The sequence below is a fragment of the Stenotrophomonas sp. GW821-FHT02D01 genome (assembly GCF_059421765.1).
Genome location: NZ_JBWKVP010000010.1, coordinates 55,285 through 72,419, shown reverse-complemented (window position 1 = coordinate 72,419; position 17,135 = coordinate 55,285). Strand labels below are relative to the sequence as shown.

General features: G+C 67.0%; 15 protein-coding genes. 10 read left to right on the top strand and 5 right to left on the bottom strand.

Features of this window, described 5'->3' with window-relative positions:
• The first annotated feature begins 4 nt into the window (after positions 1-4).
• The 4 genes from AC07UW_RS17225 to AC07UW_RS17210 all read left to right on the top strand — a co-directional run bounded on the left by AC07UW_RS17225 (position 5) and on the right by AC07UW_RS17210 (position 4,692).
• Complete coding sequence (locus tag AC07UW_RS17225) at positions 5-703, top strand: hypothetical protein (RefSeq protein ID WP_495212510.1); 699 nt, start codon at positions 5-7, stop codon at positions 701-703.
• Between the two features lie 43 nt (positions 704-746).
• The gene (locus AC07UW_RS17220; protein ID WP_495212509.1) at positions 747-1,856 is read left to right on the top strand and encodes a toxic anion resistance protein; all 1,110 of its coding nucleotides are present in this window, start codon (positions 747-749) and stop codon (positions 1,854-1,856) included.
• A gap of 208 nt (positions 1,857-2,064) precedes the next feature.
• The gene (locus AC07UW_RS17215) at positions 2,065-2,766 is read left to right on the top strand and encodes a hypothetical protein (protein WP_495212508.1); all 702 of its coding nucleotides are present in this window, start codon (positions 2,065-2,067) and stop codon (positions 2,764-2,766) included.
• A gap of 48 nt (positions 2,767-2,814) precedes the next feature.
• Positions 2,815-4,692, top strand: coding sequence for a C40 family peptidase (locus AC07UW_RS17210; protein ID WP_495212507.1), 1,878 nt, complete (start codon positions 2,815-2,817; stop codon positions 4,690-4,692).
• Between the two features lie 75 nt (positions 4,693-4,767).
• On the opposite strand, the gene AC07UW_RS17205 is transcribed toward AC07UW_RS17210, so the two are convergent.
• Positions 4,768-5,655 (bottom strand): LysR family transcriptional regulator, encoded by an 888-nt coding sequence (locus AC07UW_RS17205; protein ID WP_363732433.1) that lies wholly within the window; start codon positions 5,653-5,655, stop codon positions 4,768-4,770.
• 95 nt (positions 5,656-5,750) lie between these two features.
• Here AC07UW_RS17205 and trpB point away from each other — a divergent pair, with 95 nt between their 5' ends.
• The 5 genes from trpB (at position 5,751) to glmM (ending at position 10,911) form a co-directional block, all read left to right on the top strand.
• The gene (trpB, locus tag AC07UW_RS17200; protein ID WP_032975005.1) at positions 5,751-6,968 is read left to right on the top strand and encodes a tryptophan synthase subunit beta; all 1,218 of its coding nucleotides are present in this window, start codon (positions 5,751-5,753) and stop codon (positions 6,966-6,968) included.
• Positions 6,965-7,642 carry a hypothetical protein gene (locus AC07UW_RS17195; protein WP_223495942.1) on the top strand — a complete coding sequence of 226 codons (678 nt, stop codon included), beginning with the start codon at positions 6,965-6,967 and terminating at the stop codon, positions 7,640-7,642. The genes trpB and AC07UW_RS17195 overlap by 4 nt, the downstream gene beginning before the upstream one ends.
• A 1-nt stretch (position 7,643) precedes the next feature.
• The gene (trpA, locus tag AC07UW_RS17190) at positions 7,644-8,453 is read left to right on the top strand and encodes a tryptophan synthase subunit alpha (protein WP_495212506.1); all 810 of its coding nucleotides are present in this window, start codon (positions 7,644-7,646) and stop codon (positions 8,451-8,453) included.
• A gap of 218 nt (positions 8,454-8,671) precedes the next feature.
• A complete protein-coding gene (gene accD, locus AC07UW_RS17185) occupies positions 8,672-9,547 on the top strand; it encodes an acetyl-CoA carboxylase, carboxyltransferase subunit beta (protein WP_132824577.1) in 876 nt (291 codons plus the stop codon).
• Complete coding sequence (gene glmM / locus AC07UW_RS17180) at positions 9,547-10,911, top strand: phosphoglucosamine mutase (protein WP_495212505.1); 1,365 nt, start codon at positions 9,547-9,549, stop codon at positions 10,909-10,911. Before accD ends, glmM begins: the two co-directional genes overlap by 1 nt.
• Positions 10,912-10,983: 72 nt before the next feature.
• Here the strand turns inward: glmM and galE are convergent, their stop codons facing one another.
• The 4 genes from galE to AC07UW_RS17160 form a co-directional block, all read right to left on the bottom strand.
• Entirely contained in the window at positions 10,984-11,991 is a 1,008-nt protein-coding gene (gene galE / locus AC07UW_RS17175) for a UDP-glucose 4-epimerase GalE (RefSeq protein WP_312787078.1), read from the bottom strand.
• A 70-nt stretch (positions 11,992-12,061) separates the two neighbouring features.
• On the bottom strand, positions 12,062-12,919 hold the full coding sequence (locus AC07UW_RS17170) for a polysaccharide deacetylase family protein (protein ID WP_495212504.1): 858 nt from the start codon (positions 12,917-12,919) through the stop codon (positions 12,062-12,064).
• Positions 12,912-14,051, bottom strand: a complete 1,140-nt coding sequence (locus AC07UW_RS17165) for a glycosyltransferase family 4 protein (RefSeq protein WP_495212503.1) — start codon at positions 14,049-14,051, stop codon at positions 12,912-12,914. Before AC07UW_RS17165 ends, AC07UW_RS17170 begins: the two co-directional genes overlap by 8 nt.
• A gap of 20 nt (positions 14,052-14,071) precedes the next feature.
• Positions 14,072-15,955, bottom strand: coding sequence for a DUF3413 domain-containing protein (locus AC07UW_RS17160; RefSeq protein ID WP_495212502.1), 1,884 nt, complete (start codon positions 15,953-15,955; stop codon positions 14,072-14,074).
• Positions 15,956-16,108: 153 nt separating this feature from the next.
• On the opposite strand from AC07UW_RS17160, the gene AC07UW_RS17155 reads away from it, so the two are divergent.
• Positions 16,109-17,086 carry an isopenicillin N synthase family dioxygenase gene (locus AC07UW_RS17155; RefSeq protein ID WP_495212501.1) on the top strand — a complete coding sequence of 326 codons (978 nt, stop codon included), beginning with the start codon at positions 16,109-16,111 and terminating at the stop codon, positions 17,084-17,086.
• Positions 17,087-17,135 lie beyond the last annotated feature (49 nt).

Genomic DNA, 17,135 nt, shown 5'->3' with positions numbered 1-17,135 from the left:
CTGCGTGCGCTCCCTGCCTGAACCCACGCTTCCGGCGCGCGCCGATGTGGCCACGCTGGCAGCGTACGGCAGCCACTTGCTGCAGGTATTGGCCGAGCCTGTACCGTTGCAGGCCGGCGCGGAAGGCGAGGGACTGGTGGCTGCGCTGGCGCGGATCGCATTGGCGTTGCAGGCCAGCGATCCGGCCCGCCTGCGCCGGCAGGAGAGCTGGTGGGGGCGCCTGCTCGGCCGTGACGTTGAACGCCAGGCACAGGCGCAGGGGCTGCAGGCGCAGCTGGGCGTGCTGGCGCTGCAGGCGCGCGAGCAGGCGCAGGGTCTCGCGCAGCGTGTGCAGCAGCGTGCCCGGGCCATCATCGACAACGATGCGGCTGCCGCCGCGTTGGAGGCCTGGGCCACGTTCGGCGCCGCGCAGCTGGCGACACTGCAGGGAGCTGCGCAGGTCGCGCTGGCCCCACGCGTGGACCATCTGCAGCGGCTTGCCACGCTGCGACGCATCGAAAGCGGGCAGTGGCAGCTGCTGCAGCAGCAGGACGAGGCCCTGCTGCAGCGCTTCGTCCGCATCCACGATGTCCTGCTGCCGGCCTGGCGCCAGGCCGCATTGGCGCGCCAGGCACAGGCGCAGGCTGCACAGGCCGAGCAGGCAGCCACGCTGCAGGCCCAGATCGACGACGAAGTAGCCGCTGCTCAGGCTAGACTGCCCTGAGCCGGCCGCCGCTGCCGCTTATCCACCGCAAGGACACTGCCCGATGACCCAGGACAGCCAGAACTCCGGCACGCTCGTGCCCGCCACCACGCCCGCCCCTGAACTTGATGACAGCACGTTGAAGGCCCTCGGCCTGGTCCGCGACGACCTGCCGCGCATCGCCGAAATCGGCCGCGAGCTGGAAGACCTGCGTCCGGGCAACCTGCAGGTGTTCGGCCGTGAAGCCGCCGCACGCACAACGGCCTTCTCCAGCCAGCTGCTGGACCAGGTGCGCAACCGTGACCTCGACGCCAATGGCGAGAAGCTCGGCGAAGTGGTGCGCATCGCGCGCGAGCTCAAGCTGGATGGTTTTTCCCAGCGCTCGAAGGTGCCGTTGATCGGTGGCCTCATCGATCGCCTGCGATCTTCCAAGGGCGAGCTGGTGCAGAAGTTCAGCGATACCAATTCGCAGATCGAACAGCTGCTCGGCGACGTGGGTGCGCAACAGGCGCTGATGGGCAAGCGGGTAAGCGATTTCGACCGCATGCATGACATCGTCCGCGAGGAGCGTCATGCGCTGGGCCTGTATGCCGCCGCCGGCAAGCAGCGCCTGGCCCAGCTGCAGTCCGAGCAGTTGCTGGGTCAGGGCAGCGATGACCCGCAGCAGCGCATCCGCCAGAGCGAGATCGACAATGCGATCCGCCTGATCGAGAAGCGCGTCTCCGACCTGCAGCTGATGCAGCATGCGGCTGATCAGTCGTTGCCGATGATCCGCCTGATCCAGGCCAATGCGCTGCAGCTGATCGAGAAGTTCAACACCGTCCGCGACATCACCATCCCCTCGTGGAAGCGTCAGTTCGCGATCCAGTTGTCGCTGGGCGAGCAGAAGAACGCCGCCGAACTGGCTAATGCCATCGATGATGCGACCAATGAGTTGATGCGACGCAATGCCGATCTGATGCGCCAGGCGTCGGTGGACACCGCACGCAGCAACCAGCGCGGCGTGATCGATGTGGCTACGTTGCGCCACGTGCACGATCAGCTGATCGCTACCGTCGAGGAAGTGCGCAGCATCCATCGCGAGGGCATGCAGCAGCGTCAGCAGGCCGAAGTTGAGTTGTCGCGCCTGCGCGAGGACCTGCAGCAGCGGCTGGTGGCGCCGACGGCGCCGTAGCCGGCGTCTGCGCTGGACGTCGCAAGGGGGGGGGGGTAATGTGACGAAATGCACATTTTTGCGTTGTGTCGGGATGCCGACGATGAAGTCGACATCCACCGAACATCTGTTCGCACACAATGCGCCTGACCGCCTTGGCTGAGTGCCGGGTGGGCTGTGTTCAACCCTCTCGCCCCCTGTGGTGCGTCATGCCTTCAATGAGGTCGCAATGGATATGCCCCGTCTTTCTTCCCGCCAGTTCCGCGTGGCCCGCGTTGCGCTCGTTCCGGGCCTGCTGCTCGCCCTGGGAGCGTGTGCGGCGGGAGATTCATCAAATCCCGCTGCAGCGTCGCGCGCCGCCGTTCCTGCGCCTGCAGCGGCCCCGGTCCCTGCAGCTGGGGTGGTGGCACCAGCGTCCACGCCTGCAGCGGCCAACAACGGGCTGGCCGCGCTGATCCGCGCCAGCGGGGTGACGTGCAGCAATGCAAGTGCCGGTACCGGCTGCACGGCAGGCGATGTCGACAGCGGTGACTTCTACGATGTCGAACTGTCGCCGGACTGCGGCGACCAGGGATTCTTCGCCGGCGTGGCCGAGGCCAAGGGCGTGGAGACGCTGGATGCGGTACCGAGCAGCGGGAGCAGGGCCACCGCCACCGCGAAGCTGTCGAAGGGGCAGCTGGTGTGCGTGCAAGGCATCGGCCGCACCGGACAGAATCCGCTGTTCTATTACGTTGTCGCCATTCCGGCCAACACGGTCGGCAAGTGCAAGGACAATGCGTTGTGTGACACCTATGGTGACAGGCCGATCAACAATCGGGTCGCCACGGGAGGCGAGGCCTGCCATGCGGCAGCCCCAGGACACTACGCCGGGAACTGCGCACAGGGCTGGGTCAGTGCGGATGTGCTGGACGTGTTTTCCAACGGAATGTAATCGCCGCCGGGGGAGCGGTCCAATCAACCACTGGCAAAGGAACAGCGCATGTCGGATCCAAACATCACCCGGGTAGTCAGCAGCGTCGGTACGACGCGCACGCTGGAAATGGACGATGGCAGTGTCATCGAACGGTCAGGCGGCAGCGTCTCGTGGCGCAACAACAACCCCGGCAATCTCAAGTTCGAGTTCGCCGGCAGTGCGGACAAGACGGTAACCAACCCCCGTACCCGCGAGCAGGCGCTCGAGGCGGCACAGGGACGTTACCAAGGCGTGGTCGGTCTGGACCAATGGGGCAACGCGGTCTTCGAAAGCTATGAAGCCGGGCGGGTGGCGAAGATCCAGCTGCTCGAGCGCCGTTTTGGTGACAAGACCGTCGAGGAAATGCTGCCGAGTTACTCCAAGAAGGACTACAGCGGCACGACCCACCACAAAGAGCAGGCCGCCACCATCTATGCCGAGGGTGACCGCAACGGCGTTGATCTGCGCTCGAAGACGGTCGGGGAAATGAGCGTGCGCGAGCGCGAGGTGCTGGCCGACGGTATACGGCGTTTCGAGGGCTGGCAGCCGGGCGATGTCGCTACCGTCCAGCAGCCGACGCGCACATCGGCTGCCGCGCCGGTGCAGACCCAGACCCCGACCCCGACTCCAGCAACATCGCCTGCTACGACCGCACCCGCTGCAACCCAGACCGTGGCTGCGGCCGGTAGTGACGCCGTCTACAACGAGGCCCACCAGCATTTCATGGGCTCCGGCCGCCAGTACGAGTATGGCCGGCCGGACCATCCACGGCCGGGTCGTGACAGCAGCCGGCTGGAGCGCGACCTGGACGGGGACGGGCGGCTCGGTGTGGATTGCTCTGCATTCGTCTGGCGCGGCCTGAAGAACGCGGGCTACGACGTGCGTGGCGAGAACGCCGCGGGCTTCACCACCTCGACCCTGTTCAACGGCGCAAATACAACCGCGTACGCGCGCGAGCATTTCGATGTGACCTCGGCGGCGGATGCGCGCAAGCCCAATGGCTCGCTGAAGCAGGGTGACATCCTGATGTTCTCCTCTTCGCAGGGTCAGCATGTCGGCATTTTCAAAGGCTACGACGCGCAGGGAAACATCCAGTTCATCGGCTCCCAGGGCAGTACCGGGCCGGCTGAAGTCACCATTCGCCCGGGTGGTTACTGGGACGGTGGTGGTACGCGCATCGTCGGTGCACTGACGCCCAAGCCGGAGTTCCAGGTCCGTGCGCCGCTGCACGGCAATGGCGAGCCGGCGCTTTCTCGCCCCGCCGCACCGGCGGGGGCATCGGCAGCGCAACCGGCGCCATCGCACGCAGCATCGGCCGAGGTGATCCGGCACGGCCAGCGCGGCAGTGATGTGCAATCCCTGCAGCAGACCCTCAATCAGCTTGGCGTGCGCGACGCGCACGGCAACCGGCTGGCCGAGGACGGTCGCTTCGGTGACCACACCCGCGAGGCGGTGCTCGCCTTCCAGAAGCAGCAGGGTCTGGTGCCCGATGGCATCGCCGGCCGCAACACCCACGCTGCGCTGGCCACAGGCCGTTTGCAGGGCCAGGAGCCGGCGGCTGCCGCGCCGAAGGGACCATCGCTGAACGATGCTTCGCATCCGGACAATGCCCTGCACAACGCAGTGCGCAGCAAGCTGCCAAGCGTGTTCTCCGAAGAAGCCGCGGCCAACATCACCCTGCATGCAAAACAGAACGGCATCGACGCCGCCGACAAGCTGCAGAGCATCACGGTGCAGGATGGCAAGGCGTTCGTGATGGGAACCACGCCGGGATTCCGCGCCGCCGTTGACCTTGCCCAGGCGCCACCATCGCTGGAGCACACCAGCGCGAAGCTGCTGTCCGATCCTTCGCAGCACCAGCAGGTGCAGGAAGAGCAGCAGCGGGTCGCGATGGGCGGCCGCTGAGGCCTGCGCAGTGCTGGCACCGGGCGGATCATTCCGCCCGCGTTGCCGGCCATTGCGCACCCGCCGCGGGGCGCCTCATCGCAGCTGGGCAGTCACCCAGTCCGCCAGCGCGTCCACGCGCGCATCGACAGGGCCGTCCGGTCGCGCCAGCACCCAGAAACCCCCGGTCGCGGCGAACCCCCACGGCGCGACCAGCCGCCCCGCTGCCAGATCCTCGGCCACCAGTGGCTCCGGAGCGATCGCAGGGCCCAGCCCCGCGACCGCTGCTTCCAGCAGGTAGTACAGGTGTTCGAAGCCGGTGCCGAGCTGCAGCTGGGCCGGGTCCAGCCCGTGCGACTGCGCCCATGCAGGCCACGCCTGCGGGCGCGAACTGGTGTGCAGCAGCGTTTCCCGCAGCAAGGCCGACGGCGGCACCTGGCGCAGCCGCTGTGCCGCCGGATGCGAGGGGGCCACCACCACACCCACCCGTTCCGGTGCCAACTCGCGCACCTGCCAGCCGCGCGGCCACGGCCCCTGCGCCAGCAGCAGCACCGCATCCAGCGTGGCCTGTGCCTCGGTGAAACTGCCATCCAAGGCGGACCACTGCAGGCGCACGCCGGGGAGAGCAGCCTGTAGTGCCGGCAGCCGCGGAATCATCCAGCGCGCCAGCACGCTGCCGCTGCAGCCCAGTACCAGGGCTGGCTCCGCGCTTGGCCGCCGGAGTTCGCGCACGCAGTCTTCAATGCCGCCGAACGCCTCGCTGCAGGCCTGTTGCAGGCGGGTGCCGGCGGCCGTCAGGCGCAGTCCTCGGCCGGCGCGCTGGAACAGGGCAATGCCCAGATGGTCTTCCAGCAGCTTCAGTTGCCGGCTGATCGCGCCATGGGTCACATGCAGCGCCTGTGCAGCGCGGCCGACGCCGCCGAGGCGTGCGGTGGCCTCGAAGGCCCGCAGGGCATTCAGGGGCGGCAGCAGTGACGTGCTCATGTGAGATTTCCTGACGGGAGTGGCCAGATAATATCCATTTTCCGGACACAATCCGTGCGCTAGAGTATCCACCTGTCTGAACGACCGGTCGTCCCATGCCTGACTCTCCCATCGCCGATTTCCATGCCTTCCCTGATGCCCAGGGCCACTTCGGCCGTTACGGTGGCAGCTTCGTCGCCGAAACCCTGGTCGGTCCGCTGCAGGAACTGGCCCAGGCCTATGACCAGGCCCGCCAGGATCCGGCGTTCCAGCTGGCCTATGACCGCGACCTGGCCCATTACGTGGGCCGGCCGAGCCCGATCTACCACGCTGAACGATTGAGTGACCACGTCGGTGGCGCGCAGATCCTGCTCAAGCGCGAGGACCTGAACCACACCGGCGCGCACAAGATCAACAACACCATTGGCCAGGCGTTGCTGGCGGCGCGGATGGGCAAGAAGCGCATCATCGCCGAGACCGGCGCAGGCCAGCATGGCGTCGCCAGTGCCACCGTCGCGGCGCGGCTGGGCCTGGAGTGCGTGGTGTACATGGGGGCCACCGACATCGAGCGGCAGAAGATCAACGTCTACCGCATGAAACTGCTCGGTGCGACGGTGGTGCCGGTGACCTCCGGTTCGGCCACCCTGAAGGATGCCCTCAACGAAGCGATGCGCGACTGGGTCACCAACGTGCAGGACACCTTCTACATCATCGGCACGGTGGCCGGCCCGGATCCGTACCCGCGCATGGTGCGCGACTTCAACGCCATCGTCGGCCGCGAGGCACGCGAGCAGATGCTGGCCGAGTACGGTCGCCTGCCCGATGCGATCACCGCCTGCGTCGGCGGCGGCAGCAATGCGATCGGCCTGTTCCATGCCTTCCTCAACGACCGCCAGGTCGAGATCGTCGGCGCTGAAGCGGCCGGTGATGGCATCCACACCGGCCGCCACGCAGCCTCCATCGCCGCCGGCCGCCCGGGCGTGCTGCATGGCAACCGCACCTATGTGCTGTGCGACGACGATGGCCAGATCATCGAGACCCATTCGGTGTCGGCCGGCCTGGATTACCCGGGCGTCGGCCCCGAGCATGCGTTCCTGGCCGACAGCGGCCGCGCGCGCTACGTCGGCATCACCGACGAAGAGGCGTTGCAGGCTTTCCACCTGCTGGCGCATACCGAAGGCATCCTGCCGGCGCTGGAGTCCAGCCACGCGCTGGCACAGGCGATGAAGCTTGCGCGCGGGCGTCCGCGCGACCAGATCGTGCTGTGCAACCTGTCAGGACGTGGCGACAAGGACGTGCATACCATCGCGGCGCGCGAAGGGCTGGTGCTGTGAGCGCACTGATGCGCAGTACGGGCGTGCTGCTGGTGCTGGGCCTGGCCGCGTGCCAACCGCCGGAACCGCCGGTGCTTGCGCCGGCGGCCAAGGCCGCTGCGCAACCGGCGCAGCCGATGGCGGCCAACGATGACGTCGACCCGATCGCGCGGACGCCCATCGATGATCCACCGGCCTCGGCCGCGGTTTCCAGCGACGACGCGCCCGCCGTGGCGTCGGTGGCGCTGGATCATGCCGGCGAGGTGCTGATCGGCCAGCACATGAGCGATCTGAAGGCCTTCGGGCCGTGGACGGCAATGGGCGCGGTCGAGGCCATCGGCGGCAGCTGCGAGTACTACGACGGCAAGGGACTGCCGCCCGGCGTGTCGATGATGACCGACGAAGACCGCGTGGTCCGTTTCGATCTCGGCCCGGGCGAGGACGCCAAGGCGCCGGTCGACCAGCCGGGTCCGTTCGGCCTGCGCATCGGCATGACGCGGGCGCAGGCGGTGGCGCAGTTCCCCGGCGCGCCGGTCTCCAGCCCGCATGCCTACGATGGCGATCAGGGCGAGTACCTGACCTGGCAGGACCCGGGCTCGGCCCTCGGCATCCGCCTGGAAGTGTTTGAAGGGAAGGTCATCCTGATGTACTGGGGGACCAGCGAAGCGATTGAACTGATTGAAGGATGTGCCTGAGATGCCTGTTTCCCGACTCGATGACTGTTTCCAGCGCCTGCGCCAGCAGCAGCGCAAGGCCCTGATCCCCTTCATCACCGCCGGTGATCCTTCGCTGGAAGCCACGGTGCCGGTCATGCACGCGCTGGTCCAGGCCGGTGCCGATGTGATCGAACTGGGCGTGCCGTTCTCCGATCCGATGGCCGACGGCCCGACCATCCAGCGCAGCTCCGAGCGCGCGCTGGCGCGCGGTGCCGGCAACCGTTACGTGCTGCAGGCGGTGGCGCAGTTCCGGCAACAGGACACGCAGACGCCAGTAGTGCTGATGGGCTATCTCAACCCGGTGGAGATCCACGGTTACGTGGCGTTCGCCGAAGCGGCGGTGGCTGCTGGCGTGGACGGCGTGCTGCTGGTCGACCTGCCGCCGGAAGAGGCCGGCGAAGCCCAGCAGGCCTTCGACGCTGCAGGCCTTGCGCTGGTTCTGCTGGCATCGCCGACCACCAGCGAGGTACGCGCCGACAAGCTGCTGGCGCTGGCCCGTGGCTATCTGTACTACGTCAGCTTTGCCGGGGTCACCGGCGCCTCGGAACGACTGGACAGCGACGCGGCCAGCGCACGCCTGCAGGCGCTGCGGGCCAGGGCCAGCGTGCCGGTGGTGGCCGGCTTCGGCATCAAGGACGCAGCCAGTGCGGCGGCCATGGCCCGCCAGGCCGACGGCGTGGTGGTCGGCAGCGCACTGGTGGCGGTGCTGGCCGAAGCGACCTCCACCGAGGATGCGGCGCAGCGCGCCGCAGCGTTCCTGGCTCCGCTGCGGCAGGCGCTGGACGCGTAACGGTAGTGCCAGCCGCTGGCCGGCATCCGCCCGACCCATTCGGGTGCAAGCGGTTGCCGGCCAGCGGCCGGCACTACCGCCGACGCTAAACGTACGTCCCAGCATGGTTTTTTCCAGCGGGCCCAAGGCCGGGCAGGGGGTGCACGGGCGGGGAAAGCGGAGCTAGACTGTCCGCCTTTGCGGCCCCCGGGCCGCCCTGAACGGAAGTGTCCTCCCGCATGAGTTGGCTCAGCAAGTTGATGCCGTCTGGCATCCGCACCGACAACACCCCCAGCAAGAAGCGCAGCGTCCCCGAGGGCCTGTGGGAAAAGTGCAGCAACTGCGGCAGTGCGTTGTACCGTCCGGAGCTGGAAGAGAATCTGGAGGTCTGCCCAAAGTGCGGCCACCATATGGCCATCCGCGCGCGCGCCCGTCTGGCTGCGCTGTTCGACGCCGACAGCACCACCGAGATCGCTGCCCGCCTGGGGCCGACCGATCTGCTGAAGTTCAAGGACCAGAAGAAGTACAGCGAGCGCATCAAGATCGCGCAGAAGAACACCGGTGAGTACGACGCGCTGATTGCCATGCGCGGCCTGCTCAAGGGCCGTCCCCTGGTGGCCTCGTCCTTCGACTTCGCCTTCATGGGTGGCTCGATGGGCTCGGTGGTCGGCGAGCGCTTCGCCCTTGCCGCCGAGACCGCCGCCGAGATCGGCGCACCCTACGTGTGCTTCTCCGCCAGTGGCGGGGCGCGCATGCAGGAGGGCCTGTTCTCGCTGATGCAGATGGCCAAGACCTCGGCAGCCCTGGGCAAACTGCGTGAAGCCGGACAGCCGTATATTTCGGTGCTGACCCACCCGACCACCGGCGGTGTGTCGGCCTCGTTCGCGATGCTGGGTGACATCAACATCGCCGAACCGCATGCACTGATCGGCTTCGCCGGCCCGCGCGTGATCGAGCAGACCGTGCGCGAGAAGCTGCCGGAAGGGTTCCAGCGTTCGGAGTTCCTGCTCGAGCATGGCGCCATCGACCAGATCTGTGACCGTCGTGAACTGCGCGACCGTCTGGCCGACCTGCTGGCGATGCTGCGTCGCGAGCCGGCACCGGAGGAGGTTTGATGGGGGGCCGCAAGTACTTCGGTACCGACGGCATCCGCGGTCGGGTCGGTCAAGGGCCGATCTCGGCTGATTTCGTGCTGCGCCTGGGCAACGCCCTGGGCCGCGTGCTGGTCGCCCAGCGTGGCCAGGAGGGGCGCCGTCCGATCGTGGTGATCGGCAAGGACACGCGGATCTCCGGCTACATGTTCGAAGCCGCACTGGAAGCCGGGCTGGTCGCCGCGGGCGCTGACGTGCAGCTGCTCGGCCCGATGCCGACCCCGGCCGTTGCCTTCCTGACCCGTACCCTGGGCGTGGATGCGGGCATCGTCATCAGTGCCTCGCACAACCCGCACTACGACAACGGCATCAAGTTCTTCTCCGCCCAGGGCGAGAAGCTCGACGATGCCACCGAGCTGGCGCTGGAAGCCGCATTGGACGTGCCGTTCACCACGGCCGTTTCGGAGAAGCTCGGCAAGGCCTCGCGTGCACGCGAGGCCGTCGGCCGCTACATCGAGTTCTGCAAGTCCAGCGTGCCGCGCGCGTTCGATCTTCGCGGTGTGCGCTTGGTGCTCGACTGCGCGCATGGCGCCACCTACCAGATCGCGCCGCTGCTGTTCCGCGAACTGGGCGCGGAGGTCATCGGTATCGGTGCCGAACCCAATGGCGTCAACATCAACGACGGCGTTGGGTCGACCCACATCGACAACCTCGCTGCAAAGGTGCGTGAGACCCGCGCCGACCTGGGCATCGCCTTCGATGGTGATGGTGACCGGGTGTTGATGGCCGATGACCGCGGCAATCCGGTCGACGGCGATGACCTGGTGTACATCCTGGCACGCGCATGGCAGGCCGATGGTCGCCTGCGTGGCCCGGTGGTCGGCACCCTGATGAGCAATTTCGGCCTGGAAAAGGCCCTGGCCGAACTGCAGATTCCGTTCCAGCGCAGCAACGTCGGCGACCGCTACGTGCATCAGGCACTGGTGGAGGGAGGCGGCGTGCTCGGCGGCGAAGCGTCTGGCCATCTGCTGTGCCTGGACCGGGCCACCACCGGCGACGGTATCGTCAGTGCCCTGCAGGTACTGGTGGCGCTGAAGCAGCAGGGAAAGAGCCTGCGCGAAGCGCTGCAGCCGTTGTCCAAGGTGCCGCAGAAGACGGTCAACGTGCGCCTTGGCGATGTCTCGGCCAAGGCCACCGTGCAGGCCGAGAGCGTTCAGGCTGCACTGACCGAAGCGCAGCAGGCGGTTTCCGGCCGCGGGCGTGCCTTCCTGCGTCCTTCCGGCACCGAACCGGTGGTGCGGGTCACGGTCGAGGCCGATGACGCGACGCTGATGCAGGACACCCTGGACCGGCTTTCGGCGGCGGTCAGGACGGCCGCCGCGGCCTGAGCCCGGGCGCTGGATCGAACCAACAACATGGCCGCTTGTGCGGCCATGTTGCTGTCTGCCGCAAGCAAGGCATCAGGCGCTGCGCGTCATCTCCGTCTGCCATTTCCAGGTGTCGCGGCACATGTCCGCCAGGCCGTGGCGGGCGGTCCAGCCCAGCTCGCGCAGGGCGAGGGACGGGTCGGCAAAACTCACCGCGATGTCGCCGGTACGGCGACCGGTGATCCGGAATGGAATCGGCCGGCCGACGGTCTGCTCGAAGGCCTTGATCAGTTCCAGCACGCTATGGCCCTGGCCGGTGCCCAGGTTCAAGGTGATGCTGCGGCGCTTGTCGCGCAGGTACTGCAGCGCCAGCACATGGGCCCGCGCCACGTCCTGCACATGGATGTAGTCGCGTACGCCGGTACCGTCGCAGGTCGGATAGTCATCGCCGAATACCTGCACTTCCGGCAGCAGGCCGGCGGCCACCTGGGCGATGTAGGGCATCAGGTTGCTGGGCGTTCCGTGCGGCAGCTCGCCGATCAGCGCGCTTGAATGCGCCCCCACCGGGTTGAAGTAGCGCAGCGTTGCCACATGCAGCGACGTATCGGCGCCGACCAGGTCGGACAGCAGCTGCTCCACCACCAGCTTCGAACGGCCATAGGGCGTCATCGCGCAGGTCGAGGCCGTTTCGGCCACCGGGCAATGGTCCTGGTCGCCGTAGACGGTTGCCGACGAGCTGAACACGAACGTGCCCACGCCGGCATCGCGCATGGCGCCGAGCAGGGCGAGGGTGCCGCTGATGTTGTTGTCGAAGTAGTCCAACGGCATCTGCCGCGATTCGCCAACCGATTTCAGCGCGGCAAAATGCAGTACCGCATCGATCGAATGCTCGCGCAGCACCGCGGTGATCCGCGCACGGTCGCGCACGTCGGCCTGTACGAACAGCGGCGCGATGCCGGTGATGTCGCCGATCCGGCCGATCACTCCGGCGTCGCTGTTGCACAGCGAATCGACGATGACCACCGCATGGCCCTGCTGCTGCAGTTCCACACAGGTGTGGGAGCCGATGAATCCCGCACCGCCGGTAACCAGAACGTTCATTTCCTGTATTCCTTCCACTCTGTTGGGGCTTCCTTGCCGAAGCTGCGTCAGCCCTGGCCCGGGGAAACCATCACGGCCCCGGCACCATCTTCTTCTGCCGCGCCTTGAAGCCGTTGAACAGGGGTGCGATCAGCGGGTTGTAGCTCCAAGTGATGCGCTTGCGCAGCCAGCTTGCCGGCCGGTTGCGGATGGCGAATCGGTAGATGCGCTCGGGATCGCCGCCAACCACGTTGCGTCCGAACGGATGGGTGGTATGCAGGTAGCGGAACCCCTGCTCACGTGCCACTTCGATGTAGTCCTGGTCGAAATCACCGTACGGCCAGCACAGCGTGTCCGACACCTCGCCCAGCTTCTCCAGCAGCACTTCCTTGGCCTTGGACAGATCGCCACTGATACCGGCACGGCGCTGGGCGCGATCCAGGTCCTGGCGGCGCAGCCAGCGCGTGTGGGTGTGGGTATGGCAATGGATCTCGAAGGTGCCCGCCTCGATGGCCGCACGTGCTTCGCTCCAGCGCATCATCACCTCATCGCTGCGGCCCTGCTTGTAGATCAGGTCTTCGCAGGCGCGATGCTCGGGCGTTTCCGGCAGCGTGGCACCGGCGATGCCGGCATGCGGGCGTATCGGCCCCTCGTGCATCCAGCCGGTCACCACGAACACCACCGCGTGCATGCCGTACTTCTGCAGGATCGGATGGGCGTAAACCCAGTTGTCCAGGTAGCCATCATCAAAGGTGATCACGATCGACTTGCGCGGCACCGGCTTGCCGGCCAGGAAGCCGGCGTACTGGTCCAGCGTCAAGGACGTCCAGCCGGTGCGCGCCAGCCAGGCGATCTGGCTTTCGAAATTCTCCGGCGACACCGTGATCATGCCGGGCGAGTTGCTGACGTGATGATGCATCAGCACCGGTACGGTTCTGGCATTAGCCATGACCCAGCTCCTTCATCCATTGGTGGTAGTAGTGTTCGGTGGCTTCAGCGTGGCCTTCGGGGCTGAAACGCTTGGCGCTGCAGATCCACTCCCAGCCGGAACGACCCATCTGTCGGCGGCGTTCGGGATCGTCCACCAGCAGCCGCAGCGCGCCGGTGAGCGCGGAATTGTCGCCAAGCCGGGTGAGGATGGCATTGCTGCCTTCCACCAGCATTTCGGGCACACCGCCGACCCGATGCGACACGATCGGCAGGCCCGCCTGCGCCGCTTCCAGGAACACCGTGCCCGATGCTTCCTTGTGTGTGGCCAGGGCGAAGATGTCGAAGCCGGGCATCAGTTGGCTGGCATCGCTGCGGAAGCCCAGCAGATGAACCTGGCGCTGCAGATCGTGTTCGGCGCAGGTGGCCTGCAGGCGCTGCATCACGGCCTGGCCATCGCCGACCACCACCAGATGCAGGCGGGGATTGGCCTTGCACAGCGGCACCATGGCCTGCAGCAGTTCGGCGTGGCCCTTGGGTTCGCGCAGCACTGCCACGCAGCCTACGACGATGTCCTGTTCCTCGAATCCGAGCTCGGCGCGCACGCGTGCGCGCGTCGCCTGCAACTGCTGCCAGGAGGGCTCATGCGTGGTGTCGGTTGGCGGAACCGCCATCGGCGGCACGATGCCGATGTGCTCGGCGGGAATTCCGCGGTCCGCCAGCAGTTGCTCGACGAAGTTGCTCACCGTGATGACCCGGTGGGGCAGGCCGGTGTAGGTCAGCAGCGAATTCACCGGGCTCATCAGGTGGCGCGAGCGCACCACCAGCGGTGTGCCGCCCAGCCGTGCGCCCGCGGCGGCAATCAATGCGTCGCGACGGCTGGTGGTGTTGACCACGTCGTAGCGCTCGCGGCGGACCAGCCGTGACACCGACCAGATGCCGCGCAGCAGCCGGGCCATGCCACCCATCCGCAGCGTATGCACGGTGAAGCCATCGTCGCGGGCGCGCGTGGCCAGGCGCGCGTCCGGTTGGCACAGCAGGGCGACATGATGGCCGCGCGCGCGCATCACCTGCATGTGGCGGAAAATGTAGATCTCCTGCCCGCCCATGCCTTTGGCGGCTTCGGTATGCAGGATGCGCAGCGGACGGTTCATGCGTGGATCGGTCCTTGGATTCAGCGGTTGCGGAAGCGGGTCAGCGCTTCCCATGCCGCGCGGATGCTGGCGGCGTCGGGGGTCTGTTGCGGCAACGGGCGGTAGCGCGCATCGAGCGCGGTGGCGTTGCCGAATTTGTCGAACACGTAGATCGCCTCGCCATTGCGTACCGCGCGCTGCGACCAGCTTTCCACCACCAGCGCACGCTTGCCGGTCGGTGCCGCCAGCAGGTCATGGCCGGTGCTGTAGTCGGTCAATGCGTTTTCGCAACCCAGTCCGTGGCGCATCAGTGTGGGTACCCAGTCTTCATGCGAGCTGACGCGTGCCTCGCGGCCGCCCTCCTGGCCAGGCCAATGCAGCACGAAGGGCACCTGCAACTGGTAGTTGGAGAAATTGCCGTTGTGGCCCCAGTAGTTGAGCTTGAGGTCGTTGAATTCCTCGGCGTGGTCGCCGGTCACCAGCACGATCGTGTTCTGCTCCAGGCCCTGTGCGCGCAGGTCATCCAGCAGCGATCCAATCAGGCTGTCGGCGTAATGCACCGCGGTGTGGTAGCGGTTCAACTCCGGCGTTGGATCGTGCCCGGGGCCGAACTTGAGGAAATCGATGGCATCGGCCATCGGCGTGCCGAGCGGCGGATAGCCGGCCGGCATGTGGTAGGGCGCGTGGGTGGAATCGAGGAACACGAAACCGAACCACGGGCGCTGTGCAGCCTGGCTGGCGCGGATGTCCTTCTGCAGTCCAGCGACGATGGCGGCATCGCGGCCATCGGAGGTCAGTTCGGACGGCCCCTGGTGAAGCTGGTCGCGGACATCGGCGAACGCGGTGCGATCGAACTCCGGGCTGTACAGCGGCGCGCTGCCATACAGGTGCAAGTCATAGCCCTGCTGTCCCAGTACCTTGAACAGCTGCGAGCCGCGCTGCTCGTCGAGCATGCTCGGCCAATAGCCGCCCGGCAGGCCGTACAGCAGCCCGAACAGACCATAACGGGTGGCGTTTCCGGTACTGAAATGATGCTCGTACACCCGCGAGGACCGGGCCAGCGCCGAGGCGTTGGGCATGAACTGCGGGGTGAGCACGTCATGGCGCAACGACTCCAGTACCACCATCAGCACGTTCGGCCGCTGGTGGCTCTGGCAGCGCAGGGGGTGCAACGGATAATTCAGCTGGGCATGGCGCGGATCGGGCAGGCCGACCTGGTGCTGGCTGACCACGCCGAAGCGACGCATCGCGCTCTTGGCGGTGATCGGCTGCGCCCATGGCAGGTAGTTCCATTGGCTGATCACTGCGCGTTCGCCGAGCGCGTCGTAGTAGGCAGTGGCGACCTGGCCGCCGCCCATCAGCAGGGCAACCACCGCCCAGGCCTGCAGTACCCGCCGCCGACGCGGCGCTGCGGGCAGCAGCTTCCAGCACGCCCAGGCCAGCAGGCCCTGCGCGGCGAAGATTGCCGACACCAGAGCCGTCACCTGCAGCCAGGTCTTCCAAGACAGGCTGACCTGATCCTGCAGGGCGCCGCCGAACACCATGTTGGCGACCATCGCGTTGAGGTGGAAGCGATACAGCGCGAAGACCTTGGCATCCACCAGCAGCAGGCACAGCCACAGACCCTGGCAGATCACCGCCGAGACGCTCAACGCGCGCGCGCTGCGCGGCCACAGGCCGATGGCCAGTGGTAGCAGGCCGGCCAGTGCACCGAACGCGAGCAGGTGGCCTGGCAGGGCGAACGCCAGGTAGGCCAGGCCGAGTGTGCCGCCAGGGTTGTCGCGCAGCGGCACGTTGCCCAGCGCGATGAACGCGGCAAGCACCGCGTTGGCCGCGATGAACAGCGACCACCAAGCCAGCCTGCGCCAGCGTCGGGCGGGCCCGGGAAGAACGGCGGCGGTGGCGTCGGGCAGAGCGGCGTCCATGGGAGAGGCGGGTTCAAGTGGGCAGCAAGGGCGTTTCCCGGCGTGACGAAGTCGTTAAACCGCGCGCGGGTGGCGCATTGTATCGGTTTGTTTCAGTGTGTCGGTGGCATGCCCCGATCTATCTGTCACAATGTTCAGATCGGTCGCCATGACATGGCGGGCCCGTACCGACTCAACGACAAGCCAGGAACCGCTGTGAGCCAGATCCCCACCCTCGACATCACCCGTTTCGACAGTGACCGCGACGCCTTCGTGGCCGAGCTGGGGGCGGCGTACCGCCAATGGGGATTCGCGGGCATCCGCAACCACGGCATCCCGCAGTCCGACATCGACGCGGCCTACGACGTCTTCAAGGCCTTCTTCGCACTGCCGGATGAGACCAAGCGCAAGTACCACGTGGCAGGCAGCGGCGGCGCCCGTGGCTATACCCCGTTCGGTGTGGAGACCGCCAAGGGCTCCAAGCACTTCGACCTGAAGGAGTTCTGGCACATCGGCCGCGAGATCGCCGACGACTCCAAGTACCGGGAAGTGATGGCGCCGAACCTGTGGCCGTCCGAGGTCGAGGGCTTCCGCGAGCGCGGTTACGGCCTGTACCAGGCGTTGGACAACCTGGGTTCGCGCGTGCTGTCGGCCCTGGCTCTGCACATCGGCCTGCCGGAACACTTCTTCGCCGACAAGACCAATTTCGGCAATTCGATCCTGCGCCCGATCCATTACCCGCCGATCACCACCGACGACATTCCCAACGTGCGCGCTGGTGCGCATGGCGACATCAACTTCATCACGCTGCTGGTCGGTGCCAGCGCGGCAGGCCTGGAAGTGCAGTCGCATGACGGGGACTGGGTGCCGTTCACCTCGGACGCGGACACCATCGTGGTCAACATCGGCGACATGCTGCAGCGCCTGACCAACCACGTGTATCCGTCGACCATCCACCGGGTGGTCAATCCCCCGGGTGAGCTGGCCCGCCAGCCGCGCTATTCGGTGCCGTTCTTCCTGCACCCGAACCCGGACTTCCTGATCGACGTGCTGCCCTCGTGCATCACCGAGGAAAACCCGAGCCGGTACCCGGAGCCGATCACCGCGCACGGTTTCCTCGAAGAGCGCCTGCGCGAGATCAAGCTGAAGTAATGAGAAGGCCGCCGAAAGGCGGCCTTTTTCTTTGCAGGGTTGCACCCTG